The organism is Phycicoccus sp. HDW14 (assembly GCF_011383005.1).
Classification (GTDB): Bacteria; Actinomycetota; Actinomycetes; order Actinomycetales; family Dermatophilaceae; genus Phycicoccus.
The window spans coordinates 3,196,637-3,223,020 of sequence record NZ_CP049935.1 but is presented as its reverse complement, the minus strand read 5'-3'; the positions used below and the strand labels follow the sequence as shown (position 1 = coordinate 3,223,020).

Annotated in this window: 28 protein-coding genes and 2 pseudogenes; 21 read left to right on the top strand and 9 right to left on the bottom strand. The window is 74.7% G+C overall.

The annotated features are described in order from the left end of the window. The first annotated feature begins 60 nt into the window (after window positions 1-60). The 3 genes and pseudogenes from G7075_RS15885 (at window position 61) to G7075_RS21535 (ending at window position 2,023) form a co-directional block, all read left to right on the top strand. Window positions 61-1,311 (top strand): APC family permease, encoded by a 1,251-nt coding sequence (locus G7075_RS15885; protein ID WP_371814097.1) that lies wholly within the window; start codon window positions 61-63, stop codon window positions 1,309-1,311. A 224-nt stretch (window positions 1,312-1,535) separates the two neighbouring features. Beyond that, window positions 1,536-1,850: pseudogene (locus tag G7075_RS15880) on the top strand (cupin domain-containing protein); the annotation flags it as partial. Continuing rightward, the gene (locus tag G7075_RS21535; protein WP_240917676.1) at window positions 1,802-2,023 is read left to right on the top strand and encodes a hypothetical protein; all 222 of its coding nucleotides are present in this window, start codon (window positions 1,802-1,804) and stop codon (window positions 2,021-2,023) included. The pseudogene G7075_RS15880 and the gene G7075_RS21535, both read left to right, overlap by 49 nt. A gap of 1 nt (window position 2,024) precedes the next feature. On the opposite strand, the gene G7075_RS15875 is transcribed toward G7075_RS21535, so the two are convergent. The 3 genes from G7075_RS15875 to G7075_RS15870 are packed head-to-tail and all read right to left on the bottom strand — an operon-like array spanning window position 2,025 to window position 4,103. Continuing rightward, entirely contained in the window at window positions 2,025-2,666 is a 642-nt protein-coding gene (locus G7075_RS15875) for a TVP38/TMEM64 family protein (protein ID WP_166123279.1), read from the bottom strand. 2 nt (window positions 2,667-2,668) lie between these two features. Further along, window positions 2,669-2,959, bottom strand: coding sequence for a hypothetical protein (locus G7075_RS20390; RefSeq protein ID WP_205860534.1), 291 nt, complete (start codon window positions 2,957-2,959; stop codon window positions 2,669-2,671). A gap of 43 nt (window positions 2,960-3,002) precedes the next feature. Next, the gene (locus G7075_RS15870; protein ID WP_205860533.1) at window positions 3,003-4,103 is read right to left on the bottom strand and encodes a hypothetical protein; all 1,101 of its coding nucleotides are present in this window, start codon (window positions 4,101-4,103) and stop codon (window positions 3,003-3,005) included. A 94-nt stretch (window positions 4,104-4,197) separates the two neighbouring features. Here G7075_RS15870 and G7075_RS15865 point away from each other — a divergent pair, with 94 nt between their 5' ends. From G7075_RS15865 to G7075_RS15855, 3 genes are all read left to right on the top strand, one after another. Beyond that, window positions 4,198-4,632 (top strand): tetratricopeptide repeat protein, encoded by a 435-nt coding sequence (locus G7075_RS15865; protein ID WP_166123277.1) that lies wholly within the window; start codon window positions 4,198-4,200, stop codon window positions 4,630-4,632. Beyond that, window positions 4,629-6,200, top strand: coding sequence for an LLM class flavin-dependent oxidoreductase (locus tag G7075_RS15860; protein ID WP_166123275.1), 1,572 nt, complete (start codon window positions 4,629-4,631; stop codon window positions 6,198-6,200). Before G7075_RS15865 ends, G7075_RS15860 begins: the two co-directional genes overlap by 4 nt. A 129-nt stretch (window positions 6,201-6,329) precedes the next feature. Next, window positions 6,330-8,162 (top strand): GMC family oxidoreductase, encoded by a 1,833-nt coding sequence (locus G7075_RS15855; RefSeq protein ID WP_166123273.1) that lies wholly within the window; start codon window positions 6,330-6,332, stop codon window positions 8,160-8,162. 104 nt (window positions 8,163-8,266) lie between these two features. On the opposite strand, the gene G7075_RS15850 is transcribed toward G7075_RS15855, so the two are convergent. Both G7075_RS15850 and G7075_RS15845 read right to left on the bottom strand, forming a co-directional pair. After that, window positions 8,267-8,839, bottom strand: a complete 573-nt coding sequence (locus tag G7075_RS15850; protein ID WP_166123271.1) for a methylated-DNA--[protein]-cysteine S-methyltransferase — start codon at window positions 8,837-8,839, stop codon at window positions 8,267-8,269. Further along, on the bottom strand, window positions 8,836-9,324 hold the full coding sequence (locus tag G7075_RS15845; protein ID WP_166123269.1) for an RNA polymerase sigma factor: 489 nt from the start codon (window positions 9,322-9,324) through the stop codon (window positions 8,836-8,838). Before G7075_RS15845 ends, G7075_RS15850 begins: the two co-directional genes overlap by 4 nt. A 173-nt stretch (window positions 9,325-9,497) precedes the next feature. Here G7075_RS15845 and G7075_RS15840 point away from each other — a divergent pair, with 173 nt between their 5' ends. From G7075_RS15840 to G7075_RS15820, 6 genes are all read left to right on the top strand, one after another. Then, the gene (locus tag G7075_RS15840; RefSeq protein ID WP_240917675.1) at window positions 9,498-10,316 is read left to right on the top strand and encodes a glycerophosphodiester phosphodiesterase family protein; all 819 of its coding nucleotides are present in this window, start codon (window positions 9,498-9,500) and stop codon (window positions 10,314-10,316) included. 9 nt (window positions 10,317-10,325) lie between these two features. Next, the gene (locus G7075_RS15835; RefSeq protein ID WP_371814096.1) at window positions 10,326-10,838 is read left to right on the top strand and encodes an ATP-binding protein; all 513 of its coding nucleotides are present in this window, start codon (window positions 10,326-10,328) and stop codon (window positions 10,836-10,838) included. Window positions 10,839-10,862: 24 nt separating this feature from the next. Then, entirely contained in the window at window positions 10,863-11,753 is an 891-nt protein-coding gene (locus G7075_RS15830) for a DUF5926 family protein (protein WP_166123267.1), read from the top strand. After that, window positions 11,753-12,328 carry a glycosyltransferase gene (locus G7075_RS15825; protein WP_371814095.1) on the top strand — a complete coding sequence of 192 codons (576 nt, stop codon included), beginning with the start codon at window positions 11,753-11,755 and terminating at the stop codon, window positions 12,326-12,328. Before G7075_RS15830 ends, G7075_RS15825 begins: the two co-directional genes overlap by 1 nt. Then, a complete protein-coding gene (locus G7075_RS23040; RefSeq protein ID WP_371814094.1) occupies window positions 12,253-12,495 on the top strand; it encodes a hypothetical protein in 243 nt (80 codons plus the stop codon). Before G7075_RS15825 ends, G7075_RS23040 begins: the two co-directional genes overlap by 76 nt. 67 nt (window positions 12,496-12,562) lie before the next feature. Then, on the top strand, window positions 12,563-13,882 hold the full coding sequence (locus tag G7075_RS15820; protein WP_166123265.1) for a hypothetical protein: 1,320 nt from the start codon (window positions 12,563-12,565) through the stop codon (window positions 13,880-13,882). 93 nt (window positions 13,883-13,975) lie between these two features. Here G7075_RS15820 and G7075_RS15815 read toward each other — a convergent pair whose 3' ends face one another. Together G7075_RS15815 and G7075_RS15810 are read right to left on the bottom strand one after the other, a co-directional pair. Continuing rightward, complete coding sequence (locus G7075_RS15815) at window positions 13,976-14,506, bottom strand: hypothetical protein (RefSeq protein ID WP_166123263.1); 531 nt, start codon at window positions 14,504-14,506, stop codon at window positions 13,976-13,978. After that, complete coding sequence (locus G7075_RS15810; protein WP_166123261.1) at window positions 14,470-15,927, bottom strand: hypothetical protein; 1,458 nt, start codon at window positions 15,925-15,927, stop codon at window positions 14,470-14,472. The genes G7075_RS15815 and G7075_RS15810 overlap by 37 nt, the downstream gene beginning before the upstream one ends. A gap of 251 nt (window positions 15,928-16,178) precedes the next feature. Here G7075_RS15810 and G7075_RS15805 point away from each other — a divergent pair, with 251 nt between their 5' ends. The 4 genes and pseudogenes from G7075_RS15805 to pheA all read left to right on the top strand — a co-directional run bounded on the left by G7075_RS15805 (window position 16,179) and on the right by pheA (window position 19,387). Beyond that, the gene (locus G7075_RS15805; RefSeq protein ID WP_240917674.1) at window positions 16,179-17,339 is read left to right on the top strand and encodes a glycosyltransferase 87 family protein; all 1,161 of its coding nucleotides are present in this window, start codon (window positions 16,179-16,181) and stop codon (window positions 17,337-17,339) included. A gap of 93 nt (window positions 17,340-17,432) precedes the next feature. Further along, window positions 17,433-17,987, top strand: a complete 555-nt coding sequence (locus tag G7075_RS15800) for a hypothetical protein (protein WP_166123259.1) — start codon at window positions 17,433-17,435, stop codon at window positions 17,985-17,987. Window positions 17,988-17,997: 10 nt separating this feature from the next. Beyond that, window positions 17,998-18,429: a DUF4446 family protein gene (locus tag G7075_RS15795; protein WP_166123257.1), complete on the top strand. Its 432-nt coding sequence runs from the start codon at window positions 17,998-18,000 to the stop codon at window positions 18,427-18,429. Beyond that, window positions 18,426-19,387 (top strand): annotated as a pseudogene (gene pheA / locus G7075_RS15790) (prephenate dehydratase). Before G7075_RS15795 ends, pheA begins: the two are co-directional and overlap by 4 nt. 27 nt (window positions 19,388-19,414) lie before the next feature. Here pheA and G7075_RS15785 read toward each other — a convergent pair. Further along, complete coding sequence (locus G7075_RS15785; RefSeq protein WP_166123255.1) at window positions 19,415-20,968, bottom strand: META domain-containing protein; 1,554 nt, start codon at window positions 20,966-20,968, stop codon at window positions 19,415-19,417. 512 nt (window positions 20,969-21,480) lie between these two features. Beyond that, entirely contained in the window at window positions 21,481-22,308 is an 828-nt protein-coding gene (locus G7075_RS15780) for a patatin-like phospholipase family protein (RefSeq protein WP_166123253.1), read from the bottom strand. 53 nt (window positions 22,309-22,361) lie between these two features. Between G7075_RS15780 and G7075_RS21530 the strand changes: the two genes are divergently transcribed. The 5 genes from G7075_RS21530 to efeO all read left to right on the top strand — a co-directional run bounded on the left by G7075_RS21530 (window position 22,362) and on the right by efeO (window position 26,372). After that, window positions 22,362-23,201 carry an HAD family phosphatase gene (locus G7075_RS21530; protein WP_240917673.1) on the top strand — a complete coding sequence of 280 codons (840 nt, stop codon included), beginning with the start codon at window positions 22,362-22,364 and terminating at the stop codon, window positions 23,199-23,201. Then, window positions 23,135-23,791 carry a 1-acyl-sn-glycerol-3-phosphate acyltransferase gene (locus G7075_RS21525; RefSeq protein WP_240918065.1) on the top strand — a complete coding sequence of 219 codons (657 nt, stop codon included), beginning with the start codon at window positions 23,135-23,137 and terminating at the stop codon, window positions 23,789-23,791. The genes G7075_RS21530 and G7075_RS21525 overlap by 67 nt, the downstream gene beginning before the upstream one ends. 66 nt (window positions 23,792-23,857) lie before the next feature. Then, window positions 23,858-24,727, top strand: coding sequence for an iron uptake transporter permease EfeU (gene efeU, locus G7075_RS15770; RefSeq protein ID WP_166123251.1), 870 nt, complete (start codon window positions 23,858-23,860; stop codon window positions 24,725-24,727). Window positions 24,728-24,792: 65 nt separating this feature from the next. Then, a complete protein-coding gene (locus G7075_RS15765) occupies window positions 24,793-25,176 on the top strand; it encodes a cupredoxin domain-containing protein (RefSeq protein ID WP_166123248.1) in 384 nt (127 codons plus the stop codon). Between the two features lie 53 nt (window positions 25,177-25,229). Next, on the top strand, window positions 25,230-26,372 hold the full coding sequence (efeO, locus tag G7075_RS15760; RefSeq protein WP_166123244.1) for an iron uptake system protein EfeO: 1,143 nt from the start codon (window positions 25,230-25,232) through the stop codon (window positions 26,370-26,372). Window positions 26,373-26,384: the final 12 nt, after the last annotated feature.

Below are 26,384 nucleotides of genomic sequence, written 5' to 3'. Positions count from 1 at the left end.
TCTCGAAACACCTTGACCCGCAAGGCCTCTCCGAGCCGTCGCGCGTGGCAGGGTGCCCGGATGGCTGCGACAGTGACCGAGACCGGCGAGACCGAGACCAGGCTCAAGCGGGGGATCACGCCGCTGCTGCTCTTCTTCTTCATCGTCGGCGACACCCTCGGCGCCGGCATCTACACGCTGGTCGGGAGCATGGCCAACGACGTGGGCGGTGCCATCTGGTTGCCGCTGTCGCTCGCGCTGGTGCTGGCCGTCCTCACCGCCGGCACCTATGCCGAGCTCATCACCAAGTACCCGCACGCCGGAGGGGCCGCCCGCTTCGCCGAGCGAGCCTTCGACACGCCCTTCGTCACCTTCGTCATCGGCTTCCTCATGCTCTCCTCGGGCATCACGACCTCGGCGGCGCTGGCCAACGCGTTCGCCGGTGACTACCTCCAGGAGCTCGTCGACGTCCCCGCGGTCCCCGTGACCCTGGCCTTCGTCGCGCTCCTCGTCGCGGTGAACCTGCGCGGGGTGCGGGAGTCCCTGGCGGCCAACGTCGGGGCGACGGTCGTCGAGATGACCGGGCTCGTCATCATCATCGTCGTCGCGGCCGTGGTGGTCGGTCGGGGCGAGAGCGACCCGGGGCAGCTGACGACCTTCGCCGACGGGATCACGCCGCTGAACGGCGCGTTCGCCGCCACCGTCACCGCCTTCTTCTCCTTCCTCGGCTTCGAGGCCGCGGCGAACATGGCCGAGGAGGTCCAGAACCCGAGCAAGGCCTACCCGCGGGCGCTGTTCGGGGCCCTGCTGACCGCCGGCGTCATCTACATGCTCATCGCGCTCGGTGCCGTCCTCGTCGTGCCGCTCGACCAGCTGGCGAGCTCCGAGGGCCCGCTCCTCGAGGTCATCAACGCCTCCGGGGTGTCCTTCCCGTCGTGGCTGTTCGCGTCGATCGCCCTGGTCGCCATCGGCAACGGCGCCCTCCTGTTCATGGTCATGGCCAGCCGCGCGACGTACGGCCTCGCCGAGGCCGGCCTGCTGCCGAGCGTGTTCGGCACCGTCGCGCCCAAGCGCCGCACTCCGTGGGTGGCCATCCTCGTCATCGGTGCGGTGACCATGGGCATGAGCTTCGTCGGTGACGTCGGCACCCTCGCCGACACGACCGTGCTGCTGCTCGTCCTCGTCTTCATCTCGGCGAACGTGTCGGTGCTCGTGCTCAAGAAGGACCGCGTCGAGCACCGTCACTTCCGCTGCCCGCGCATCGTCTCGGTCCTGGCGCTCGTGGCGAGCGTCGCGCTGCTCACCCAACAAAGCCTGCGGAGACCTGGCTGATCAGCGCCGGCTACGTCGCGGTGGGCTCGGTGCTCTTCCTCGTGGCCCGGGCGGCACGCACCCGCGAGGAGGCGTAGCCGTCCCCGATCCCGCAGCCAGGAAGCCTCCCTGGCGGCCGGGAGGGGGTGCCTGCCCCCACAGAGCCACCAGGAAGCCCTCCTGGTGCCCGGGAGGGCGCGCACGTCCGGGCCGCCCGCCGCCCCGGGCATGGCTACCGTCGGGGGATGAGCTACCCCCCGGTCCTCTACGACGGCGTCGAGGGCGAGGCCTCGGCCTGGGTCACCCCGGGTGACCGCGAGCCGGATCTCGTCTACCCCAACGGGAACCGCGTCCACCACGTCGCGACCGGCGAGTCCACCGGCGGCCTCTTCGGCCTCTACCGGTGGTCCTTCGCCGGCCCGCCCAGCGGCCCCGGTCCGCACTTCCACCGCACGATCAGCGAGTCGTTCTACGTCCTCGAGGGCACGGTGCGCATCTACGACGGCCGCGAGTGGGTGCGCGCCGGCTCGGGCGACTTCGTGCACGTCCCACCCGGCGGGCTGCACGGCTTCCGCAACGAGGACGGCGCCGCCGAGATGCTCCTGCACTTCGCCCCGGCGCACCGCGCGAGCCGTACTTCGAGGGGCTGGCCGCCGGCACCGACGAGTGGTCGCGCGAGCGGTACGACGAGTTCATGGCCGCCCACGACAACCACTGGGTCGACGAGGGCTGAGTCAGCGCCGCCGCAGCCGCCGTGTGACGATGCCGGTGGCGACGAGGAGGAGGGCCCCGACCCCACCGGCCAGGACGATGGTCCGCGCGTCCTGACCGGCCGAGGCGCCGACGGCGACGTACGCCACCGTCCCCGGCAGCACGCCGACCGCTGTGCCGACGAGGTGGTCGCGCCGGGACACCGGGCTGACCCCGGCCCCGTAGCCGACGACCGTGAAGGGCACGAGCGGGGTCAGCCGCGCGATGAGGACGGCGAGCACGCCCTGCTCGAGCAGCACCCGGCGGACCCGCTCGACGCGCGGGCCCGTCATCGCCGCGACCGCCTCGTGCCCGAGACGACGGGCCAGCTCGAACGTGACCACGGCGCTGAGCACGGCCGCGACCCACGCCAGCGCGACACCGGCGCCGAGCCCGAACAACGCCCCGGCGATGCCGGCGAGGAGGTTCTTCGGCACCGGCACCAGGGTGACGAGGACGTGCAGCACGACGAAGACGAGGGGACCCCAGGCGCCGGTGCCGGCCACGGCCCGGCGCACTGCGTGGAGGTCGCCGCCGAGCAGGAGCACGACGAGCCCGGCGCCGAGCACGAGGGCGAGGAGCGCGGCGACGAGCCGGACCCGGAGCGGCCCGGAGGTGGTGGCCACGCTCAGACGGCCGGGGCGGGCGGCCGCGGGCGGGTCCGCCGCGACCGGACGGCGACGAGCACCGCGAGGACGACGACGACCGTGACGACCGAGAAGCCGAGCGTCGGCTCGAGCGGGATGAGGATGCCCATCGTGCCGCCGACCACCCAGAAGGCCTGGAGGATCGTCTCGGACCAGGAGAAGACCCGGGCCCGCACGAGGTCGGCGACGTCGCGCTGGACGAGGGCGTCGAGGCACAGCTTGGCGAGCTGGCCGTAGACCCCGCGGCCAGGCCGAGCAGGGCCAGGGCCCACAGCGAGTAGAAGAGGGCCGTGACGAGGGCCGCCGCCACCGAGATCAGCGCGATGACCGTCGCCATCGCCTCGGGCGCCGGGGTGTCCTTGCGGTTGCCGACGACGGACCCGAGCGCGTTGCCGACCCCGGCCGCCCCCGCGGCCACCCCGAGGACGAGCGGGCCGCTGACGCCGGGCAGCGGGTGCTCGCGCATGAGGAAGGTGAGGAAGAGGGTGAGGAACCCCGAGAGCAGGCGGGCCCCGGTCGTGAGCCAGAGGACGTAGCGGACGGTGACCGGCAGGGCCCGCATCCGCCGGACGCCCCGCTCGGGGTCGTCGAGCGGCTCCTGGCCCGCGGGGTGCCGTCGACGTCGACCTCCCCCACCGACGAGTCCACCCGGGCGGGCAGGCGGATGGCGAGCACGGTGGCCGCGACGAAGATGGCGAAGGCGACCCGCAGCGACCAGTCCGGGCCGATCCGCGAGGCGGCGCCGGCGACCCCGCCGCCGAGGACCATCCCGACGATGCCGGCGATGTTGAGGCGCGAGTTCGCGCTCACGAGACCGATGTCCGCGGGGAGCAGGCGCGGGACGGCCGCCGCGCGGGCCACGGCGTAGGACCGCGAGGCGACGAGGCAGCCGAGCGCCGCCGGGAACAGCCAGACGCTGTCCTCGAGGACTGCCGAGGCGAGCACCCACGCGAGGAACCCGCGGGTGGCGAGGGTCGTGCCGAGGGCCCACCGCCGCCCGTGCCGGAACCGGTCGAGCAGCGGCCCGATGAGCGGCGCGAGGAGGAGGAAGGGCGCCATCGTCAGGAGGAGGAAGAGCGCCACCCGTCCGCGGGCCTCGTCGGTGGGCATCGCGAAGACGGTGCCGGCGAGCGAGACGGTGACGGCGGCGTCGCCGGCCACGTTGACGGCGTGCAGCTCGGTGAGCCGGGCCAGCCCCGTGTCGGCGGCCCCGTCGGCGGCGGCGAACCTCCGGAAGCGCCGCCCGGCCGCCCGGCCCCCGCGCCCGACCGCACGGGCCGAGGCCGCGCCGCCGCGCCCGACGGCCTTCGCCGAGGCGGCGCCCCCGCGCCCGACGGCGCGCGCGGAGTCCGCGAGCCGGTGCGGTCGCCCGACCGGCGGCTCGTGGTCCGGGGACGCGGTGGGGGGGACGGACACGCCTCCGATCCTGCCTCGTGCACACCACCCCGTGGGGGACCGGCCCGCGACCGTGTCCCGGAACACGGCGTGCACCGGGGGCGTTCTGCCCCGCATGACCACCCCCGAGATCGGTATGGCCGAGCGCTACCAGCGGGCCCGCGGGCTCTTCGAGCACGGGGAGTACCGAGAGGCCGCCACCGAGCTGAGCGCGCTCGTCGACGCCAGCGCCCTCGAGCCGCCGCTGCACGGCACCACCGAGCTGCGGCTGCTGCTGGCGCGCTCGTACTTCCACTCCGCCCAGCTGGGCCGGGCCGAGCGGGTGACCCGCGCGATCCTCGTCGACGACCCCGACGAGGCGTACGCCAACCTCCTGCTCGGGCGCACCCTCCAGCGCCAGGGCCGGCCCGCCGAGGCCCGTCCGCACCTCGCGATGGCCGAGCTGCTCGGCGGCTACGCGGGCGAGGGCCGGCTGCCGGCGCGCGAGCCGGACCAGCCGGACGGGCCCCGGGAGCGCGGCGGGGACGCGGTGCCGGGCGCCGGCTCGTGACCGACTACGGGCACGAGGTCGAGCTCGGCATCTTCCCGACGCCGGACGCCGCCGCCCCCGACCGGGTCCTCGAGCTGGCCCAGCTGGCCGACGTGCTCGGGCTCGACCTCGTCACCGTGCAGGACCACCCGTACCAGGCGCGCCACCTCGACGCCTGGACGCTGCTGTCGGTCATCGCCGCGCGCACGACGGCGGTGCGGGTCGCGCCGAACGTCGCCAACCTGCCGCTGCGCCCGCCCGCGGTGCTCGCCCAGGCCGTGGCCTCGCTCGACCTCCTGAGCGGTGGACGGGTCGAGCTCGGGCTGGGCGCCGGTGCCTTCTGGGATCCCATCGTCGCCGCGGGCGGTCCGCGGCTGACGCCCGGCGAGTCGGTCGACGCGCTCGAGGAGGCCGTCGCCGTCCTCCGCGCGATGTGGGCCGGCGAGGGCACGGTGCGGGTCGACGGCACGCACCACCGCGTCCACGGCCTGCACGCCGGTCCGGCTCCGGCGCACCGGGTCGGCATCTGGCTGGGCGCCTACAAGCCGCGGATGCTGCGCGTCACCGGCCGGCTCGCCGACGGCTGGCTGCCGAGCATGGGCTACGCCGACCCCGACGCGCTCGGGCCGATGAACGCGACGATCGACGAGGCCGCGGTGGCCGCCGGGCGGGCGCCCGAGGACGTCCGCCGGCTCTACAACGTCTTCCCGGGACGGCCCGGGGGCAGCGGGCTCGTCGGGCGGCCGTCCGACTGGGCCGAGCAGCTCGCCACGCTGACCCTCGAGCAGGGGATGTCGACCTTCGTCCTCGGCACCGACGACCCCGGCGTCGTGCAGGCGTGGGCGCAGGAGGTCGGTCCGGCGCTGCGCGAGCTCGTCGCGGTCGAGCGCGAGCGGCGGGCACCGGGTGGTGGTGGGGCCGGCGAGGTGGTGGTCGTCGCGGATGCCGCTGCCGCGCAGCCCGACCCGCGCCCCATGCCGTCATCCGTCGTCGTCCCCACCCCGGACGACGGCACCCGGCTGACCGGCGAGCTGCCGTGGGACGAGGCGTCGCGCCCGCGCTACCCGGTCGGGCCGGAGGCGCAGGAGCAGGCGGGGTACTCGCCGGCCCAGCTCGCCGGGCCGCGCCACCTCGCCGAGGTGCACGACCACCTGCGCTCCGAGCTGGCCCAGGTGCGCGACGTCGTCGACCAGGTGGCCCGCGGCATGCTGGCCGTCGGCGACGCGCGGTCGGCCGTCAACGCGATGACGATGCGCCAGAACCAGTGGACGCTCGGCGCCTACTGCGAGTCGTACTGCCGCATCGTCACCGGGCACCACACGCTCGAGGACCAGGCGATCTTCCCGCACCTGCGCTGGACCGACCCCGACGCGGCACCGGTCATCGCCCGCCTCGAGGAGGAGCACGAGGTCATCCACGACGTCCTCGACGAGGTCGACCGGGCACTCGTCGCGCTGGTGTCCGAGGAGCCCGGGGCGCTGGAGCGGCTGCGGCACGTCGTGGACCTGCTCACCGACACCCTCCTGTCGCACCTGGCCTACGAGGAGCGCGAGCTGCTGCACCCCCTCGCCCGCCACGGCTTCCACTGACCCCGCGCTTCGGCCAGGAGGTCGTCAGGGCACAGGACTCGACACCTCTTGTCGCCGACCCCGGTGTGTGGTTGCGTGAGCGGCACCGGCCGCGCCGCTCGGCGAGGCATCCACGACGAGGTGGGACCCATGGGCTCGACGTACGACTACGTGATCGTGGGGGCGGGGTCCGCGGGCGCCGTCGTCGCCACCCGGCTGAGCGAGGACCCCGCGGTGCGGGTCTGCCTGCTGGAGGCCGGGGGCGCGCCTCCACCGGCCGAGCTCATGCCGGCCGCGGTGGCCAACCTGCAGAACGACCCGAGCACCGACTGGATGTTCACCGGTGACCCGGGCGGTGTGGGCAAGGGCCTCGTCGGCGGCTCGATGATGGTGCCGCGCGGCAAGATGCTCGGCGGCAGCTCGGGCATCAACTACATGGCCTACGTGCGCGGCCACCCCGGCGACTTCGACGCGTGGGCGGCCGGAGGGGCCACCGGCTGGTCCTACGCCGAGGTGCTGCCCTACTTCCTCAAGGCCGAGGGCTTCGTGCACAGCACCGAGCTGCACCCCGATCTCGAGGCCCACGGCACCGACGGCCCGGTGGGGATCTCCGTGCGCGAGCCGGTGCTCCCGGCGGCCACGCAGTTCGTCGAGGCCGCCGGCGCCACGGGCCTGAAGCAGGGCGACTACAACGGCCGCGACCGCCTCGAGCCGCAGGGTGTCGCCTCCCTGTTCCAGACCTTCACCAAAGACGGCAAGCGGAGCTCGACCTACCACGCCTACCTCGAGCCGGCGATGGAGCGCGAGAACCTCACCGTCGTCACGGGCGCCCTCGTCGAGCGCATCCTGCTCGACGCGCAGGCGGATGCCGTGCACGCCACCGGGGTGCGCTATTGCACCGAGGACGGGGTGACGCACGAGGTCTCTGCCGGCACCGAGGTCGTGCTGTGCGCCGGGGCGATCGGGTCACCGCACGTGCTCATGCTCTCGGGGGTCGGCGCCCGCGACGCGCTCGCCGAGGTCGGCGTGGAGTGCGTCGTCGACCTGCCCGATGTCGGACAGCACCTCAAGGACCACCTGCACACGCCGATCATGTTCGCCGCCGACGGCATCGGCGAGACGATGGTCGAGATCGCGATGTCCCTGGGGCCCGACGCCCTGCGGGCCCCCGCCGGGCCGCTGCCCGCCGACCCCGCGGACGACGTCGACCTCCCCGAGCCGCTCGCGGCGGCCAAGGCCGAGGCCGAGCGCCGCCTCGGCGAGTGGTTCACGACGGGCCGCGGCCTGGCGTCGTCCTCGCGCTACGACGCGGTGGCGTTCTACTCCACCGGCCTCGGTGACGAGCACACCCACGACGCCCAGATCGGCTTCCTGGCCTGCGGCTACACCCCGGACATCTGGGAGGGCGTGTTCCGCCTGCCGCCCGCGGCCTTCTTCGAGGACCCCGTCGCGTTCCTCGACCCCACCAAGGGACAGGTCGTGCTCCTGCCCAACCCCGTGCAGCCCCACTCCGAGGGGTCGGTCACCCTCGCGAGCGCCGACCCGGCGGTGGCCCCGCGCATCGACCTCAACTACTTCGACGACCCGCACGACGTCGTCGTCATGGTCGCGGTGATCCGTCGCGCGCTCGAGATCGCCGCGGCCTGGCCCGGCGGCGGTCTCGGCGACCCGGTCATCCCGCCGCACCTGGCGGCGGCCCACGGCCACGAGGCCGGCACGGCGCCCAGCGACGAGCTGCTCGAGGACATGGCCCGCCACTACGCGCTCACCGTCTACCACGAGACGTCGACCTGCCGGATGGGTGAGGTCGTCGACCCGAGGCTGCGGGTGCACGGCGTCTCCGGGCTGCGGGTCGCCGACGCGAGCGTCATGCCGAACGTGGTCAGCGGCAACACCAACGCCGCGGCGATCATGATCGGCGAGAAGGCCGCCGAGCTCATCGCGGCCGACCACGGGGTGCGCTTGCACCAGGTGGTCGGCTGAGCGCGGGCTCCCCGCCCATCCCGACTCATTGCACAAAACCCACCGCCGGGGAGCCTCCGGGGGCCCGGACCGTGGGTTCTGCGCAATGAGTGGGCTCAGGGGGGTCAGGGGCGGGACTCGAGGGCGAGGAGGTGCTCCTTGGCCGCCGGGCCTCCCGCGTAGCCGCCGACCCCTCCGGACGCCGGAAGGACCCGGTGGCAGGGCAGCGTGACGCACAGCGGGTTGTGGCCGAGCGCGGTGCCGACCGCCCGGGCCGCCCCGGGGTGGCCCACCGCGCGGGCCAGCACCGCGTACGTCGTGCGCTCGCCGTAGCCCACCGAGGCCGCGAGCCCGGTGAGCACCTCGCGCTGGAAGTCCGAGGCCAGGGCCAGGTCGGTCTCGACCTCGACCCGCCGCGCCCGGCCCGCGAGGTAGGCCTCGAGGGCCCGCCGGACGGCGTCGGTCGGGGCCGGATGGCGCAGCACGCGGGGGCTGACGCTCCCGGCGATGCGGGTCAGCCAGCGGTCCTCGGCCTCGGCGTCGGGTGCGTAGGCGGTGGCCAGCACCCGGCCGTCGTCGCGGACGGCGAGGAGCATCCGGCCGACGACGGTGTCGTCGACGACGTACGAGACGTCGGTGGGCTCCAGCCGCGGCGGGCCGGCCAGCGTGGGGGCGAAGGCGGCGAAGGGGTCGGTCATCGGGGGTCCTCCGGGTCGGTGAGGTCGAGTCGCAGGGTGGCCATCGCGTCGCTGACGAGGCGGCGGCTCATCCCGGGTGAGGTGCCGAGCGCCGCCGCGACCGACCGGTGGTCGAGGTCGCCGACGAACCGCAGCAGGACGGCGTCGCGCTGGCGCTCGGGCAGGGCCGCGACGCGGCGCCACAGGTCGCCGTCCGGCAGGTCCGGCGGCACGACGACGGGTGCCCCGGCGAGCGAGGACGGGTCGTCGTGCGGGCTGGTCCGCCGGGCGGTGCGGTGGTGGTCCATCGCGCAGCGGTGGGTGATCGTCAGGAGCCACGAGCGCAGGTTGCGGGCGTGGGTGAGCCGCGGGTAGGCCGCGAGGGCCTGGGTCCAGGCCTGCTGGGCCACGTCGTCGGCGTGCACCGGGCCGACGAGGCCGTGGGCGAGGCGGGCGACGTCGCGCCAGTGCGCGTCGACGAGGTGCTGGAAGGGCGGGAGGCTCACGATGGTCCAACGGTAGGGCGCCCGGATCCGTGAGTCCCGCCCTCGCTGGACCCCCACCACCCACCCGTCCGCCGACCGTCCGTCGACCGAACGGTCGCCTTCCCCCGGCCGACCCGGCGTGTTGGCGCGGTCGGCGTCGGCCACGCCCCCGTGGTGCGGCAGGATGGTGCGCCGTGAGCGTCCCGTCCAGGCCGGTGGTCCGCCCGATGGTCGTCGCCCACCGCGGGGCGAGCGACGAGGAGCCCGAGCACACCCTCCGGGCCTACCGGAAGGCCTTCGTGCACGGCGCGGACGGCGTCGAGTGCGACGTCCGGCTCACCGCCGACCACCACCTCGTCTGCGTCCACGACCGACGGGTCAACCGCACCTCCAACGGCGCCGGCGTCGTCTCCACCCTCGAGCTCGCCCGGCTCGAGGAGCTCGACTGGGCCTCGTGGAAGGTCGGTCCCGGTGAGTCCGAGACCCCCGAGGCCGACCCCGAGCGCGGCCACCTGCTGACCCTGCGCCGGCTGCTCGACACCCTCGTCGCCACGGGCGAGGAGACGCTGACCCTCATCGAGACCAAGCACCCGACGCGCCACGGCGACGACGTCGAGAAGACCCTCGTCCAGCTGCTGCGCCACTTCGACCTCGACCGCGGCGACCAGCCCGGGCGCCCGCGCATCCGGGTGATGTCGTTCTCCGCGAGGGCCCTCCAGCGCGTGCACAAGCTCTCGCCGGCCGTCCCGCTCGTCCACCTCGTCGAGGGGATCGTTCCGGCCATCGCCATCGACGGCTCCCTGCCCAAGGGCATCGGGGCCGTCGGGCTCGACGTGCGGATCGTGCGCAAGAAGCCGAAGGTCGTCGAGCGCTTCCACCGCCAGGGCCACGCGGTCTACGTCTGGACGGTCGACGACGAGGCCGACATGGACCTGTGCCGCGAGCTGGGCGTCCAGGTCATCATCACGAACCGGCCCGGGGTGGCCGTCGACCGGATGAGGGCCACGCGGTAGTTTGGCCCCGTGACCTCGGACGACGCCTCCTCGCCGGAGCCCGGCGCGCTCTCGGTGGACGTGGACGACGACGACGACCTCGACGTCGGCGAGTCCTCCGGGCCCGGCGCCGACAGCATCATCTGCACCGTGCGGGTCCCCGCCGACCCCTCCTCGGTCGGCCGCGTGCGCCACGAGATCGTCACCGACCTCTCCGCGCGCGACCTGCCCGAGGACCTCGTCGGCGAGGCCGAGATCGTCGCCTCCGAGCTGCTGACCAACGCGGTGCGCCACGCCCGCCCGCTCTCCGACGGCACGATCCGCGTGCGCTGGAAGATCCGCGGCGACGTCGTCGAGGTCGAGGTCACCGACGGCGGCGGCGCCACCGTGCCGAAGCCCGCCCCGCGCACCGTCTGGCTCTCCAGCGGCCGCGGGCTGCGCATCGTCCGGTCGATGGCCCACGAGTGGGGCGTCACCGAGGACCGCACCGGCAACGTCGTGTGGGCCACCCTCGGCGGTCCGAGCCGCCGCCGCGCCACCTGACCCCCGTCCCCTAGGGTGGCGCGCATGGGCAAGGCATCGCGACGTCAGCGCGGCACCGACCGCACCCCGAGGGCCGCGCGGCCGAAGCCCGCGCCCTTCGAGCCGAGGCCGTTCGCCGGCCTCCCGCACGAGACCGACTGGGTCGCGATGCGCGAGATCCTGCCCGCCGCGACCGCCGTCGTCACCGTGCGCCCCGAGCACGTCCCGGACGGCGCCCCCTCCACCGTCACCGTCGCCACCGTGCTGCCGCTCGCGTGGCCCGCGCTGCACCGCACCGACGGCACCGTCCTCATCGGCACCCAGTCCGGCAACTCCAGCGGTGACGCCTCGCGCGACCTCGCCGGCCAGCTGCTCGCCGGGCTCGCCGCCGAGCAGGGCCACCCCGTCACCAGCACCGAGCAGGTCACCGCCGACAGCCCGCGCCTGCAGGACGTCCTCGCCGAGGACTCCGGCTTCGAGGTCACCGTCCACGAGGGCTTCGACTTCTGGGTCGAGGACCAGGAGCTCGAGGGCGACGCCGCGGCCTCGCTCGAGCGCGCCAACGAGAGCGTCGTGCCGACCACCGCGATGAGTGCCCTGCCGTCGGCCTACTGGGTGCGCATCGGCGAGCGGGCCCACATCCGCCTCGTGCTCCCCGACGACGAGGACGCCGCCACCGACGCGCTGGCCCGGCTGCACGCCGCCGGCACCGACGGCCTCGGCGAGGGCCAGCGGCTGCTCGGCGCCTTCCGCACCTGCGGCCTGCTCGTGCCGGTCTGGGACCTCGACCCCGAGCTCGAGGCGTCGGCGCACGAGGACGAGCTCGCCGCCTGGGGCGAGCGGTACCGGGCGGCCCTCGAGGTCGACACCGCGCTCACCGCCGACGAGCGCCGCGCCCGCTCGGGACTGCTGAGCCGTCAGGTCACCCTCCGCTGATGAGCGCGCTCGCCGCGCGCGTGGCCGCCGTCGTCCCGTGCAAGGACGAGGCGGAGCGCATCGCGGCGACGGTGGCGGCCGTGGCGGCCCTGCCCTCGGTCGGCCGGGTCGTCGTCGTCGACGACGGCAGCTCCGACGGCACCGCCGACGCCGCCCGGGCCGCGGGCGCCGAGGTCGTGCGCCACGAGCGCAACCGCGGGAAGGCCGCGGCCCTCGAGACGGGCGTCCGGCGGGTCCGCGAGCTCGAGGCGGCCGAGGCCGTGGCCGACCCCTCCGAGGCGTGGCGCGCCGCCCTGCTCTTCGTCGACGGCGACCTCGAGGCGACGGCGGCCAACCTCGGGGTCCTCACCGAGGCCGTGCTCGACGGCTCGGCCGCGATGACCATCGCGACCCTCCCGGCGCAGATCACCGCCGGCGGCGGTCGGGGCTGGTGGTCGGGCTGTCCCGCCGGGGCATCGAGTCCCTCACGGGTTTCCGTGCGGTGCAACCCCTCTCGGGCATGCGCTGCCTCTCGCCGGCCGCCTACGACGCCGCCGCGCCGCTGGCCCGGGGCTGGGGGGTCGAGACCGCCCTGACCGTCGACGTCCTGCGCGCCGGCCTCACCGTGCTCGAGGTGCCGTGCGAGCTGCAGCACCGGGTCAGCGGCTCGGACTGGCGCGGCCAGCTGCACCGGGCCGGTCAGTACCGCGACGTGTGGCTGGCCCTGGTCCGGCGCGGTTGGCGGCCGTGGCAGCGGGGCTGACCCGTCCCGCCGGGGGCCGGGGGAGGACGCGGGTCGTGGGCCCGACCGGGGCGAGGTCGTCCGCCGCGTGCTGCTCGTCGTGGCCGTCGGTCTGCTGCTCCTCGTCGGGCTGAGCCGGCCGAACGCCGCCCAGCCCGACCTGATGCCCCGCGGCTGGGCTCCCGGGTCCCTGCTGCCGCTGACCCTGTCGCCCGCGGCCGTCACCGGCGTGCTCTGGGCCGGCTACCTCGTCGGGGCCGCGGCCGTGGTCCTCGGGCTGCGACGTGGCGCGCCCGCGCTGCGCGGCTGGCGGGTGCCGGGGCTCCTCGGGGTGCTCGCGCTCCTCGTGGCGCCGTTCGGGTCCGCCGACCACATCAGCTACGTCGCGTACGGGCGCATCCTCGTGGGCGGCGGCGACCCGTGGGTCGTCTCGCCGAGCACCTGGGCCGGGGGCGCCGACCCCGTGACCAGCCGGGTCGAGGCGCCCTGGACCGAGGAGCCCAGCGTCTACGGGCCGGCCGGCACCCTGCTGCACGCCCTCTCTGCGTGGGTGGGCGGTCCGTCGCTGCGCCAGGAGGTGTGGGTCTGGCAGCTCGTCGTCGTGGTCGCCTGGCTCGGCACGCGGTGGGCGCTGCGGGCGTCCCTGCCCGCGCACCTGCACGGTCGCGTCGACGTGGCGTGGACCGTCAACCCGCTCGTGCTCGGGGTGGGGGTCCTCGGAGCACACATCGACGTCGTGGCCACGGCGTTCGTCGTCGCGGCGGTGGCGCTCACGGCCCGTCGCGCGGGTGCGCTGGGGGCGGTCGGCACCGGCGTCCTCGTCGCCGCGGCGGCCTCGACGAAGGTCACCTACGGCGTCGCCCTCCTCGCCGTGCTCGTGGCGTGGTGGACGGTCCGGGGCGACGGACGGCTCGGGAGCCGTCGCACCCTCGTGCGGTGTGGCGCAACGCTGCTCGGCTTCGTCGTCGCAGCCGCCGCGCTCCACGTCTGGGCGGGGACGCACGTCTACGACCAGCTGGCCCGATCGCGGCAGGCCGTCTCGCTGGCGACGCCGTGGCGGCCGCTCCTCGAGGCGCTGCGCGCGTCCGTGGGCGAGCACCCCGCCCGCACGACCATCAGCGTCGCGGCCGCCGTGCTCGCGGTCCTCCTCGCGGTGCTGCTGCTGCGCGTCAGCCGGCCGGACCCCTCGGCGGGGGCGGTCGCCCGCGCTGGGCGGCCACCGTCCTGTGGATCACCGCCGTTCTCTCCCTTGCCTACTCGCTCGCCGCGCCGTACTCGCTGCCGTGGTACGACCTCCTCGTCTGGGCCACCCTGCCCGCGGTGGCCGCGGGCCCGCTCGACCTCGTCGCCGCCGGCCGGCTGCTCGTCATGTCCCTCGCCTACGTGCCGGGACGCGTGCTCGGCATGACGCCGGCCGTCGAGTCGCTGACCCTGGGCTTCCGGCGCTCGGTCGCACCCTGGCTCGAGCTGGCCCTCTGGGCGGTGGTGCTGCTCGTCGCGCTCAGGGGCGCCGGCGGGCGCGCCGGGTCGGGGCGACCGTCCTCGCCTCCTCCAGCAGGTACCCCACCGACACCGACACGATGAGTGGGACGGCGAGGGTCGCCCCCACGGCGGGGATGGCGACGCCGGAGTCGTTGACCGCGAACCCGATCGCCAGCATGAGCACGAGCGCGACGAGCCCGGGACGCATCGTCGGCGCCTGGTCGTACGAGCGCTGCATCGCCCGCGAGCCCCACGACGTCGGCCGGGCCAGCACGTAGGTGACGAAGAGCAGGGCGACCGGCACGAGGAGCGTCAGCGGGGCGTTCATCCGCAGGATCTCCCAGTTCTGCTCCGCCTTGCGCACGACGATGTCGTCGGCCGTGCCGTCGATCATCGCCTGGACGAATCGGCCGAGGTGGGTGCGGTCGGCGGGGTCGCGCAGCCAGTCGGCGCCGGCCACGAGGAAGAAGACGACGACGACGGACGCGACGACGAGCAGCCAGCGGCGCACCGTCATCCGGATGCCGAGGATGGCCAGCACGAGGTACACGAGGGCGGGCAGGAGCGCCGGAGGGCCACCGGCGTCCGCCCCCAGAACGGTGCGCCGTCGACGACCAGGGCCGCGCCGCCGATGACCCCGACCGCGATCGCTGCCGCCCGGATCCGACCGCCGAGGACCAGCCCCGAGGAGACCGCGATCGCCAGGAGCAGCGTCGCCGTGCCGAACAGGGCGAAGGTCGGGTTCCCCATCCCGTAGAAGCGGCCGGCCACGACCGGCTGGAGGCCCATGAGCGACGAGAGCTGGAGCCGGGAGCCGGTCATGACGTCCGCGGCCAGCACGACGACCGTGACCGCCGAGACGACGGCCATCGGGCCGAGCGGCCACTTGCGCCACGGACCGCGCAGCGCCACGCCCGCGATGACGGCGACGAAGGCGAGCACGGTGGCGACGACGGCGACCATCTCGACGGGGAAGCGCCACCACGGGACGAGGTTGGCGAGGAAGGTCGACACCGGCACGGCCGCAGCGGCCACCGAGAGGGTCCGGACCCTGGAGAGCACCGTCGTGCGGGTCTCCTCCGAGCCGATCCGGCCCTTCCACGCGAGCAGGACGAGGAGGTAGACGACGAGCTGGCCGTACGCGAAGACCTGGAAGAACGGCTCGACGAGGCCGTGGACGTCGTGGCTGGCCTCGTCGAGGTCGCGCAGCAGCTGGAGGCGGTCGCGGGCCCGCCGCTCGGAGTTGTCGGGCGCCGGCTCGCCGGTGAGCGGAGAGCCACCGACGGCGCTCGGGACCGTGACGCCGACGCCCTCGAGGACGGTGGCGGTGAGGTCGGCGGACTGGGCGAGGCCCGACTGGCGGGTCGAGTCGGAGTAGAGCGTCCCCGGCCCGAAGTGCGGGCCGCGGGCGAGGACCATCCGGAGCCGTTCGGAGACACCGGCGTCCGACAGGCTCGCGACGATGAAGTCGGCCCCGTTCGGCCCGGCCTCGACGACCTGGCCGATGCGCTGGTCGACCGTGCGCACCTGCTCGTCGCGCGAGCCGTCCGTCGACTCCCCCTCGGCGACGTCGCCCGGGTCGCGCACCGTGCCGACGTCGACGAGGGTCACCGGGCAGGTGTTGAGGTCGACGAGCAGGTCGGGGGAGCTGAACGCCGAGTACTGGCCGACCCGTCCGTCCGGCAGCGCACCGCCCGCCGTGGCCAGCGGCCCGATGGTGCGCACGCACATGCCCTCGTCCTCGACCGCCTGCGCGAGCAGACCGAGGCGGGTGTCGAACTTCTGGGCCCGGGTGGCCCGCACGTACTGGTCCCACTGGCTGATCCGGCCGTCGACGACGGTCGGGCTCGGTGGGCACGGACGGTCGGCGGGGTTGGCCTGCGGGCCCTGGCGGTCCGGCGCCGCCCGGCCGCCCGAGGAGAGCCCGAGCCAGCCGTCGACCGGGCAGGTGTTGGCGTAGACCGAGCGCACCGAGAGCGTGGCCGACGACCCGTCGCGCAGCAGCTGCCAGAGGTTCGGCGTGCGCTCCTCGTCGACGTCGGACCAGCTGAGCCCCCCGGTGCCGATGACGACGACCGCCCCGTGGAGTCGGCCTCGGCCTTCGCCGGCGCCCCCGGGACCGCGAGCAGCAGGCCGCCGACCGAGGCGAGGACCGCGAGCGCGGCGGCGAGGGCTCTGCGGGTCACGCCGGACAGGGTACGCAACGTGGTGACAATGGACCTGTGAGCGCCCCCACCCGACCCCGGCCCGTCGTGCCCCGGCACCGGTGGCTCCTCGCCGCGCTCGTCATCGCCGTCGCCGCCTCCCCGGTCGCCCTGCGCTACCTCGTGTTCTGGCCGCTGGACCAGTGGCAGGTCGACGTCGACGTCTACCGCGACGCCGGCGTCTCCATCCTCACCGGGCGCCCGGTGTACTCGGCGATGACCGAGGCGCCGCAGCTGTTGCCCTTCACCTACCCGCCGTTCGCCGCGTTCCTCGGGGTGCCGCTGGCCCTGCTGCCGTTCGGGGTCGTCGGGTGGCTGTGGACGGCCCTGCAGGTGCTCGCGACGACCGCCATCACCTGGTACGCCGCCCGCCGGCTGCTGTGGCGGGCCGGGCCGTGGGTGCCGCTGGCCCTCGCGGCCCTCACCGCGCCGATGCTCTGGCTGCACCCGGTCGACGACGGCATCCGCTTCGGGCAGGTCAACGCGTTCATCGTGCTGGCCTGCGTCATGGACCTCGTCGAGCCCCGTCCGCGGCTGGCCCGCTGGCTGCCGAAGGGGGCGCTCATCGGGCTCGCGATGGCGGTCAAGCTGACGCCCGGGGTCTTCGTCGTGCACTTCCTCGTCACGCGGCGCTGGAAGGAGGCGGCGACGGCCGTGGCCTCGGCGGCGCTCGTCACCCTGCTCGCCGCGGCGGTGCTGCCCTCGACGTCCTGGGAGTTCTGGACCTCGGCCCTGCGCGACCCCACCCGCCTCGGCCCGAACGCCGGCACCGCGAACCAGTCGGTGCGCGGGTTCCTGCTGCGGCTCGGGCCGGAGGGGCTGCCCGGCACCGTGCTCTGGCTAATCGTCGCCGGCGGCATCGCCTGGTTCGGCTTCCGGCTGGCGGCGCAGCGGTACCGCGCCGGCGACCCGGTCGGCGAGCTGGCCGTCGTCGGCATCGTGGCCTGCCTCGTCTCGCCCGTGTCGTGGGTGCACCACTACCACTGGGTCGTCGTCGTCGTGCTGGCCCTGCTCGGCGTGCAGCCGTGGCGCGAGCGGCGCCGGCTGTGGGCCGCGGTCGCCGTGACGGTGTTCTTCACGCTGCGCCTGCCGTGGTGGGGCATCGACTGGCTCGCCCACCGCGACTGGCCGGAGTGGCCCGGCCGCATCCTCCAGAACGCCGACGTCGCCGGGGGCTGATGTGCCTCGCCCTCCTCTGGTGGGTCTCGCGGGAGCGGGCCGAGGACGTCGGGCTCGGTGCTGCGGCGGCCGACCGGCAGGAGGCCGTGGCCGGTGCGTGACGAGGTCCTCCTCCCGTCGACCGTGCCCGGGACATCGCTGACCGCCTACTCCCGCAGCGGCATCACCCTCGAGGTGGTCGCCGACAAGATCGGGCTGCCGGTCGCCGCCCGGCCGGTCGGGGTGGCCCTCGTCGGGTTGCTCGGCGGGCTGCTGGTGCTGTTCCTCGCGACGAAGGACGCGCCGGAGGGCCCCGACCTCGGCGCGTGGCAGCTGCCGCTCGGCATCGGGTTCGCCGCGGCCTGCTCGCTCGTCTTTGCCGGGCTGGTGCGGGCCCAGGTCCTGCTCGTGCGCGAGCACTCGTCGCGCTGGCGCGTGGCCGTCGTGGCCCCGGATGTCCGCCGCGCACCCCGGGGCCGGTGGGTGCTCGTCTCCGAGCGACTGCCCCGCGGCGTCGACCCGCGCGAGCGGATGGACGAGCTCGTCGCCGACGTCCGCGCCGGACGCCTCGACGCCCGTCGGACGCGGTGGGCGGTGCGTCCGGTCGTGGGGCCCGGGTCGGAGCCGGCTCGCGGGACGACGACGCGGCGCGAGCGGCCCACGGCCTAGCCTGACGGGCATGTCCACCGCCCTGCACCCGGTCGAGCTGCTCGCGCTCGTCGTGCCGGGGCTGCTGCTCGTCGGGGCCGTCGTGCTCGTCGTCGTGCTCCTGGCGCGCACCGCCGAGCTGCGACGCCGCGTCGCCGCGCTCGAGGCCCACCGGCCGGCGGGCGAGGCCGACCTCGCGCTGCTGCGGGCCGACCTCGCGCAGGCGCTGCGGCACGTCGCCGTCGTCCGCTACGACGCGTTCGGCGACATGGGTGGCCGGCTGAGCTTCAGCGCCGCGGTCGTCGACGACGACGGTGACGGCCTGGTCATCAGCTCGATCCACGCGCGCGGCGAGTCGCGCACCTACGCCAAGGGCGTCGTCGGCGGCGCGTCCGACGCGACCCTGTCCCCCGAGGAGCAACAGGCCCTCGCGGCCGCCCGCACCGGCAAGGAGCAGCCATGACCCGTCTCGGCTACCTCGGACCCGAGGGCACCTTCACCTCGATGGCCCTCGACCGCTGGGCAGCGGCCGACGGCGCCGAGCGGGTGGCCTTCGGCTCGGTCGACGCCGCGCTGAGCGCCCTGCGCGCCGGCGAGGTCGACGGCGCGATGGTGCCGATCGAGAACTCCGTCGAGGGCGGGGTGTCGGCCACGCTCGACGCGCTGGCCAGCGGCGACCCCCTGCTCGTCACCGGCGAGGTCCTCGTCCCGTGTCCTTCGTGCTGGCCGCCCGGTCCGGCACGACGCTCGAGGACGTGCGGGCCGTCGGCACGCACTCGCACGCCTGGGCCCAGGTGCGCGGCTGGATGGGGGCTCGGCTGCCTCGGGCCGTCTACGTGCCGACGCTGTCGACGGCGGCCGCGGCCGAGACGCTCGGGGCGGTGCACGAGGCCCGGGCCGAGGCCGCCGGGGCATCCGCCGAGCCGCCGTTCGACGCCGCCGTCTGCGCGCCGGCCGCCGCGACGCTGCACGGGCTCGAGGTCCTCGCCGACGGCATCGGCGACATGCAGGCCGCGGTGACGCGCTTCGTCCTCGTCGCCCGGCCGGGGTCGCTGCCCGAGCCGACCGGTGCCGACAAGACGACGGTCGTGCTGTTCCAGCGCGACGACCACTCCGGCGGGCTGCTCGAGCTGCTCGAGCAGTTCGCGGCGCGGGGCATCAACATGACGCGGCTGGAGTCGCGCCCGACGAAGGCGTCGATGGGGTCGTACTGCTTCTCCATCGACCTCGAGGGGCACGTGCGCGACGAGCGGCTCGGGGAGGCCCTCATGGGGCTCAAGCGGATCTGCTCGGAGGTGCGCTTCCTCGGCTCCTACGCGCGCGCCGACCGCCAGCGCGCCACCGTGGCGCCCCAGGCCAGCGACGCCGACTTCGCCGCGGCCCGCGACTGGCTCGGCGAGATCCGCGACGGGCGGGCCTGAGGGTCCTGCCGAGGCGCGACCGCTCGGTCAGGAGGAGGACGCGGGCGCGAGCTCGAGGCCCAGCCAGTGCGCGTCGCCGCGGCCCCAGTGCACGTAGAGGTAGGGCCCGGACCGGTCGAGCCTCGGCGTGGCCTGGAGCATCTCGAGGACCCAGCGCTCCTGCTCGCCGCGTGGGCCCTCGCAGGCCATAGCGGTCATCGGCAGGCCGGTGTCGTCGAGGACCAGCCGGGAGTCCTCGACCGAGGCCGAGCCGCCGCCGGAGTTGCACCCGGTACGGACCGAGAGCCGGCCGTCGGCCACCGTGAGCTCGACGGGGGCGACGAGGGCCGCCGGTGCGCCCTGGGTGTTGACGACGTCCCAGGTGCCGGTGAGGTCGTCGAGCGAGCGGACCGGCACCGACCCGTTGGCCGTGTCGGAGGCCCGGGCCCGTCCCACGAGCACCGCGACCGCGGTCCCGAGCACCGCGACGAGCACCAGGGCGAGGACGACGACGAGGACCGGCGGGCGCTTCATGTGGCTCGGACGCCCGTCAGTGCGGCGTCGTTCCGGGGACGGCCGGGTGCCCGGGCTCGGGAAGCCCGTCGGCGCTCGTGTGCGCGGTGACCCAGGCGTCGACCTCGCCCCAGCGCTCGTCCAGCCAGGCCTCGAAGGAGGCGGGGTCGTCGGGCACGTCGGCCGAGCGCCACGTCCAGGTGCGGACGAGGAACGGCCTGTCCCGGAACGGGATCGCCGCCCAGATCGAGCGCATCGTCGACAGGTGGCCGTAGCCGGCGTGCGCGACGACCATGACGTCGGCGTCCGGCCGGGCCTGCCGGGCGGCCCACGCGCCGCGGGTCTTCGGGGGAGGACGTTGACGAGCTGCTCGGCGCGGTCGGCCCGCCCGTGCTCACCCCGCCGCCGCAGCCGCTCGATGAGGTGCGCCCGGCGCGAGGGCGTCCAGTTCTGCCCCTCGGGGAAGATCAGCAGGACGTCGTCCGGCTCGAGGCTGGCGGCCATCCCGCGGACCCCGGCCAGCCGGTCGTCACCCGCCGACGGGACGAAGAAGGAGTCGAGCCGGGTGAGGATCGTGTCGATGCCCGGGTCCCACCGCAGGGCCTCGGCCAGGACGATGCGCGGCAGCCGGCCGGCGGTGCGGGCCAGCAGCCAGGCGACGGCCAGGCTGTCGAACGGGCCGGCGTGCCGGGCGAACGCCAGCAGCGCGTGGTCCTCGGTGCCGAAGTGCATCCGGTCGGTGAGGTGGACCTCGAGGCCGAGCCAGCGCCGCGTGTAGAACATCAGCGAGTCGAGGGCGTCGGACAGGAGGGCCTCGTGCGCCTCGCGCCACTGCGCTGAGGCGGTGTCGCGGCGACCGGCGCCGAGGGTCCAGCAGCGCACGAGCATCCGGATGTCGACCCAGAGCAACAGCACGGCGAGGCACGAGACCCGGAAGAGCCGGGCGCGGCGGTCGACGAGGGAGTGCAGGGCGCCGGCCACGACGACCGGCACCATGAGGCCGGTGACGAGGACGGCGACGAGCGGCCACAGGGGCGCGAGGGCCCGCCGCACCGCCGGTGGTGGGGGAGGGATGCCGCGCGCGCCCATGGCCCGAGCGTAGGGGCGGGTGTGCTCCGGCGGGAGGTGGTGCGGGAGCGCTGGTGCGTCGCCGGGCCGGCGCAGCCGGCGACGGTGTCGCTCCGGGGCTCTCGGTTGAGTCACATCTTGGAGCAACCGAGGGCGGGGGGATGCAGGGGTGTGTCGGGCCCTCTCGGTTGAGTCACGTGCGGGAGCAACCGAGGGCGGGGGGATGCAGGGGTGTGTCGGGGCCTCTCGGTTGAGTCACATCCCGGAGCAACCGAGAGGACGCGCAGAACCCTTGGCATGTCTGCCCTCGGTTGCGTCGGATGCTGACTCATCCGAGGTTCGCACCGGATGCTGACTCATCCGAGGTTCGCATCGGATGCTGACTCATCCGAGAGCGGCCCGACACCCTGTCCTTGGCGGGCGACGAACCGGCGGAACCGGGGTCATGGCACCGGTTTCTCCGGTTTCGCCGGTTCCTGCGAGACGCCGAGTGACCCGCCGACACACCGACCGACCGCCCGACCCCCCAGCCGTCAGAGTGCCGCGAGGTAGGCCGCCGACGCCTCGTACGCCTGCTCGGCCCGCTCGCGCATCCGCGACCCCCGCGCCGCACGGATGGCCACGTTGGGCGAGGACGCCGCACCGCTCGGCAGCACGAGCGTCTCGACGTCGGCCGGCAGCGAGGCCATCTCGTGGACGAACCGGTGCCGGCGGGCGATCTCGAAGGCCACCGTCCCCACCTCCCACGGGAAGCGCGGCGGCGCCAGGGGCTGCTCGACCCGCCCGACCTGCAGCACGAACACCCGCGTCGCCCCGAGCTCGACCGCCCGCCCCACCGGGATCGAGTGCACGAGACCGCCGTCGAGCAGGTGCCGCCCGTCGATCTCCACCGGCGGGAACAGCCCCGGCACCGAGCACGACGCGACGACCGGCCAGACCAGCCCCCCGGCGGAGAACCACACCGCGCTCGCGTCCTCGATGCACGCGGCGACGCACTGGAACGGCACCGCCAGCTCCTCGAACGTCGCCACCGGCAGGTACTCGTCGACGACGTGCCGCAGCGGCGCGTTCGACAGGAGGTGCGTGCGCGAGCGTGCCGCCCGGGCCGCCTGCCGCACGGGGTTCTCGACGAACACGCCCTCGCGCACGACGGCGTCCCAGACCTCGGCGAGGCGCGCCGCCCCGGCGGGCGTCGGGTCGGCCGCCACGAACGCCCCGTTGAGCGCCCCGATGCTCGTCCCCAGCACCACGTCCGGCACGATGCCCGCCTCGGCCAGCGCCCGCACCATCCCCACCTGGGTCGCCCCGAGCACCCCGCCGCCACCGAGGACGAAGGCGGTGAGCTCCTCGCGGTCGGGCATGGACCCCATGATGCCGCCCGCGGGGTGCGGGGGCCGGACGGTAGCCTGCGACCATGTCCGGCGCGGCGATCTTCGACCTCGACCGCACCCTCCTCCAGGGCGGCACGGGTCCGCTCCTCTCGCGCGCGATGTACGACCTCGGCGTCGTCAGCCGGAAGCTGCCCGGGGAGGGACTGCTCTACAAGGCCTTCGACGTCCTCGGCGAGACCCTCCCCTCGATCGCCCTGGCGCGGCAGGCCACGCTCGTCGCCAAGGGCCGCGCCGGAGACACCTTCGACGCCGCCGCGAGCGCCGCCGCCGAGACCATCGCCTCGGTCATCCACCCGTTCGCCCTCACCCTCATCGAGCAGCACAAGGAGGCCGGGCGCCCGGTCGTCCTCGCGACGACGACGCCCGAGCACCTCGTCCGCCCGCTCGCCGAGCGGCTCGGCGTCGACCACGTCGTCGCCACGCGCTACGCCCTCACCGACGAGGGGACCTTCAGCGGCGCCCTCGACGGCCGCTTCGTCTGGTCGCGCGGCAAGCTCGCCGCCGTCCGCGAGTGGGCCGAGCGCGAGGGCATCGACCTCGCCGAGTCCTTCGCCTACTCCGACTCGATCTACGACCTGCCGCTCCTGTCGGCGGTCGGCAGCCCGGCCGCGGTCAACCCCGACCCGCGCCTCACCGTCTACGCGCTCGCCCGGGGTGGCCCATCGTGCACTTCGACGTCTCGCCGGGAGTGGTCAAGGTCCCGGTCCTCGGGGTCGAGCTCCAGCGGCTGTTCTTCCTCGCCAACCCGCCGGTCGTCACGCCCTACGCGCGCTTCGACGTCGCGGGGACCGAGAACATCCCGCGCACCGGTCCGGCCATCCTCGTCGGCAACCACCGCAGCTACTTCGACATCCCGGCGATGATCCAGATGATGCGCCGCACCGGTCGCACCGGACGCATCCTCGCGAAGAAGGAGCTGTTCGACGTGCCGGTCGTCGGGGCGCTCGCGAGCGCGCTCGGTGGCATCCCGGTCGACCGGGCCGGTGGCGGCCAGGAGTCGTTCGAGACCGCGGCCGTCGCCCTGGCCGGCGGCGAGCTCGTCTGCCTGCTGCCGCAGGGCACCATCCCGCGCGGCGCCAAGTTCTACGACCCGGTGCTCAAGGGACGCACCGGCGCCGCCCGGCTCGCGGCGGCCACCGGCGCCCCGGTCATCCCGTTCGGCGTGTGGGGCAGCGAGAAGGTCTGGCCGCGCAGCTCGCGCCTGCCGCGGATGCTCTCGCTCACCGACCCGCCGACCGTCCGGGTGCGCGTCGGCCCGCCCGTCGAGGTCCTCGGGCGCTCGGCCGCGGCCGACACGCGGCGCATCATGGCGGCCATCGTCGACTGCCTGCCCCCGAGGCCCGCGAGGAGCGGACGCCCACGGAGGAGGAGATCCGGCTCGCCACCCCCGGCGGCGGCGGACGCTGAGCGCCACCTGAGCCAGCGGGGGACCGCCCTGCGGAACGGGATTTGACCTCGGGCCAGCATTAGGCTTACCTAAGTTCGGTAAGCCTCACCTGAGTCGGACGGGAGCCCGCGGATGTTCGTCAGCAACGCCCTCATCGGCCTGCGCGAGGGCCTCGAGGCCGCGCTCGTCGTGGTCATCCTCCTGGCCTTCCTCGTCAAGACGAACCGCACCTGGGGGATCCGGTTCGTCTGGCTCGGTGTCGGCACGGCCATCGTCCTGTCCGTCGCGCTCGGCGCCGTCCTCACCTACGGCACCCGCCAGCTCTCGTTCGAGGCCCAGGAGGCCGTGGGCGGCACCGCGAGCATCATCGCCGTGGGCTTCGTCACCGCCATGGTCTTCTGGATGAAGTCGGCCGCCCGCAGCATCTCCGGCGAGCTCAAGGGCAAGCTCGACCGCGCCCTCGACCTCGGGCCGCTGGCCGTCGCGCTCGTCGGCTTCCTCGGGGTCGGTCGCGAGGGCCTCGAGACCGCGATCTTCTTCTACGCCACCGCCCAGGCCGCCGGGTCCGGCAACAACGTCCCGCTGCTCGGCTGGGTCCTCGGCTTCGCCGGCGCCATCCTCCTCGGCTACCTGATGTACAAGGGCGCCCTGAAGATCAACCTCTCGAAGTTCTTCCGCTACACCGGGATCGCGCTGGTCGTCGTCGCCGGCGGCATCCTCGCCTACGGCATCCACGACCTCCAGGAGGCCGGGTTCCTGCCGGGCCTGAACACCCTGGCCTTCGACGTCTCCCACGTCATCGACTCCAGCACCTGGTACGCGGCGCTGCTCAAGGGCATCTTCAACTTCACGCCGCAGACCACCGTCCTCCAGGCCATCGCGTGGACGCTCTACGTCGCCACGGTGCTCTTCTTCTTCCTCCGCCCCGCCCGCAGCTCCGGGCCGGCACCGACGCCGGCGGCCGACCCGGCCCGCCAGACGGCGACCGCCGGCCCCGCCTGACCGCCCCACCGCGCTCGACGTACCCACCAGCCGCCCCACCCCTGACCCCCGGGAGCCGATCCACCATGCGCAGGACCCTCGCCCTCACGGCCGTCGCCGCCCTCGGACTCGTCGCCTGCGGCGAGGACGAGGGGAGCGTCTCGGACGGCGCCGGCGCCGCCGGGTCGGCGGACACGGCGCTCACGGTGACCGCCACCGACGACGCCTGCACGCTCTCGGCGACGACGGCGACCCCGGGCAGCATCGCCTTCACGGTCACCAACAGCGGGTCCAAGGTCAACGAGTTCTACGTCTACTCCGGCGAGGACATCGTCGGCGAGGTCGAGAACATCGGGCCGGGCCTGACCCGCACGCTCACCGTCGACGACGTCGCGGCCGGGACCTACGAGACGGCGTGCAAGCCCGGCATGAGCGGCGACGGCATCCGAGCCGCCTTCACCGTCCGCTAGCCCTCGGGCGCACCGGCGTCCGCCGCCCCACGATCCGTCCGGAAGGACCCCTCATGCCCGCTCCGCGCCTCCACGCGGCCCTCCTCGTCCTGCCCCTCGCCCTCGGCCTGGCCGCCTGCTCCGGTGGCGACGGGTCCGCGGGCTCGACGGACGGCAAGGGGCCCATCACGGTCAAGGCCTCCGACACCGCCTGCGACGTCTCACGCGTCGAGGCGCCCGCCGGCACCGTCGAGTTCACCGTCACGAACTCGGGCACCAAGGTCAACGAGTTCTACGTGTACGCCGAGGGCGACCGGATCATGGGCGAGGTCGAGAACGTCGGCCCCGGTCTCTCGCGCTCCTTCCACGTCGAGCTCGCCGAGCCCGGCACCTACCAGACCGCCTGCAAGCCGGGCATGGTCGGTGACGGCATCCGCGCCGACTTCACCGTCACCGGCAGCTCGGCCGCGGCCAGGAGCGACGACGAGAACCTCGCGGCGGCGACGACGGAGTACCAGCGCTTCGTCGCGAGCCAGTCCGACGCCTTCCTCGAGGAGACGACGACGTTCGTCGGGCTCGTCAAGGCCGGCAAGGTCGAGGAGGCCAAGGCCCTCTACCCCACCGCCCGCTCGTACTGGGAGCGGATCGAGCCCGTCGCCGAGTCCTTCGGTGACCTCGACCCGAAGATCGACGGCCGCGAGGACGTCCTCGAGGAGGGGATGGAGTTCACCGGCTACCACCGCCTCGAGAAGGACCTGTGGCAGACCGGTCTCCAGAAGGACTCCGCCGCGGTGGCCGACCAGCTGCTCGCCGACGTCACCGAGCTCGTCGCCCAGGCCAAGGCCGTCGACCTCAACCCGCTCCAGCTGGCGAACGGGTCCAAGGCGCTGCTCGACGAGATCGCCACGGGCAAGATCACCGGCGAGGAGGAGCGCTACAGCCACACCGACCTCTGGGACTTCGAGGCCAACTTCGAGGGCAGCAGGGCGGCCATCCAGGCGCTGCGCCCGTTCCTCCAGAAGGCCGACCCGCAGCTCGTCGCGACGATCGACGCCCGCGGCAAGGCGCTCGGTGACCTGCTCGAGACCCACCGCGACGGCGACGGCTTCGTGCTCTACCCGGAGCTGACCCCCACCGACGTCAAGAAGCTGACCGAGGCGCTCGACGCCTTCGCGGAGCCGGTCGCCACCGTCTCCGGCGCGGTCGCCAAGGGCTGACGTGGACGCCTC

What these genes read in the sequence shown, in the direction of transcription:
- G7075_RS15850 (WP_166123271.1), bottom strand. Translation starts at nt 8,839, where the DNA reads ATGACCGACCCCTTCGCCGCCTTCGCCCCCACGCTGGCCGGCCCGCCG.
- G7075_RS15795 (WP_166123257.1), top strand. Translation starts at nt 17,998, where the DNA reads ATGTCCACCGCCCTGCACCCGGTCGAGCTGCTCGCGCTCGTCGTGCCG.
- G7075_RS15855 (WP_166123273.1), top strand. Translation starts at nt 6,330, where the DNA reads ATGGGCTCGACGTACGACTACGTGATCGTGGGGGCGGGGTCCGCGGGC.
- G7075_RS15780 (WP_166123253.1), bottom strand. Translation starts at nt 22,308, where the DNA reads ATGCCCGACCGCGAGGAGCTCACCGCCTTCGTCCTCGGTGGCGGCGGG.
- G7075_RS15830 (WP_166123267.1), top strand. Translation starts at nt 10,863, where the DNA reads ATGGGCAAGGCATCGCGACGTCAGCGCGGCACCGACCGCACCCCGAGG.
- G7075_RS15885 (WP_371814097.1), top strand. Translation starts at nt 61, where the DNA reads ATGGCTGCGACAGTGACCGAGACCGGCGAGACCGAGACCAGGCTCAAG.
- G7075_RS15765 (WP_166123248.1), top strand. Translation starts at nt 24,793, where the DNA reads ATGCGCAGGACCCTCGCCCTCACGGCCGTCGCCGCCCTCGGACTCGTC.
- G7075_RS15785 (WP_166123255.1), bottom strand. Translation starts at nt 20,968, where the DNA reads ATGGGCGCGCGCGGCATCCCTCCCCCACCACCGGCGGTGCGGCGGGCC.
- G7075_RS21530 (WP_240917673.1), top strand. Translation starts at nt 22,362, where the DNA reads ATGTCCGGCGCGGCGATCTTCGACCTCGACCGCACCCTCCTCCAGGGC.
- G7075_RS15825 (WP_371814095.1), top strand. Translation starts at nt 11,753, where the DNA reads ATGAGCGCGCTCGCCGCGCGCGTGGCCGCCGTCGTCCCGTGCAAGGAC.
- G7075_RS23040 (WP_371814094.1), top strand. Translation starts at nt 12,253, where the DNA reads ATGCGCTGCCTCTCGCCGGCCGCCTACGACGCCGCCGCGCCGCTGGCC.
- efeU (WP_166123251.1), top strand. Translation starts at nt 23,858, where the DNA reads ATGTTCGTCAGCAACGCCCTCATCGGCCTGCGCGAGGGCCTCGAGGCC.
- G7075_RS15865 (WP_166123277.1), top strand. Translation starts at nt 4,198, where the DNA reads ATGACCACCCCCGAGATCGGTATGGCCGAGCGCTACCAGCGGGCCCGC.
- efeO (WP_166123244.1), top strand. Translation starts at nt 25,230, where the DNA reads ATGCCCGCTCCGCGCCTCCACGCGGCCCTCCTCGTCCTGCCCCTCGCC.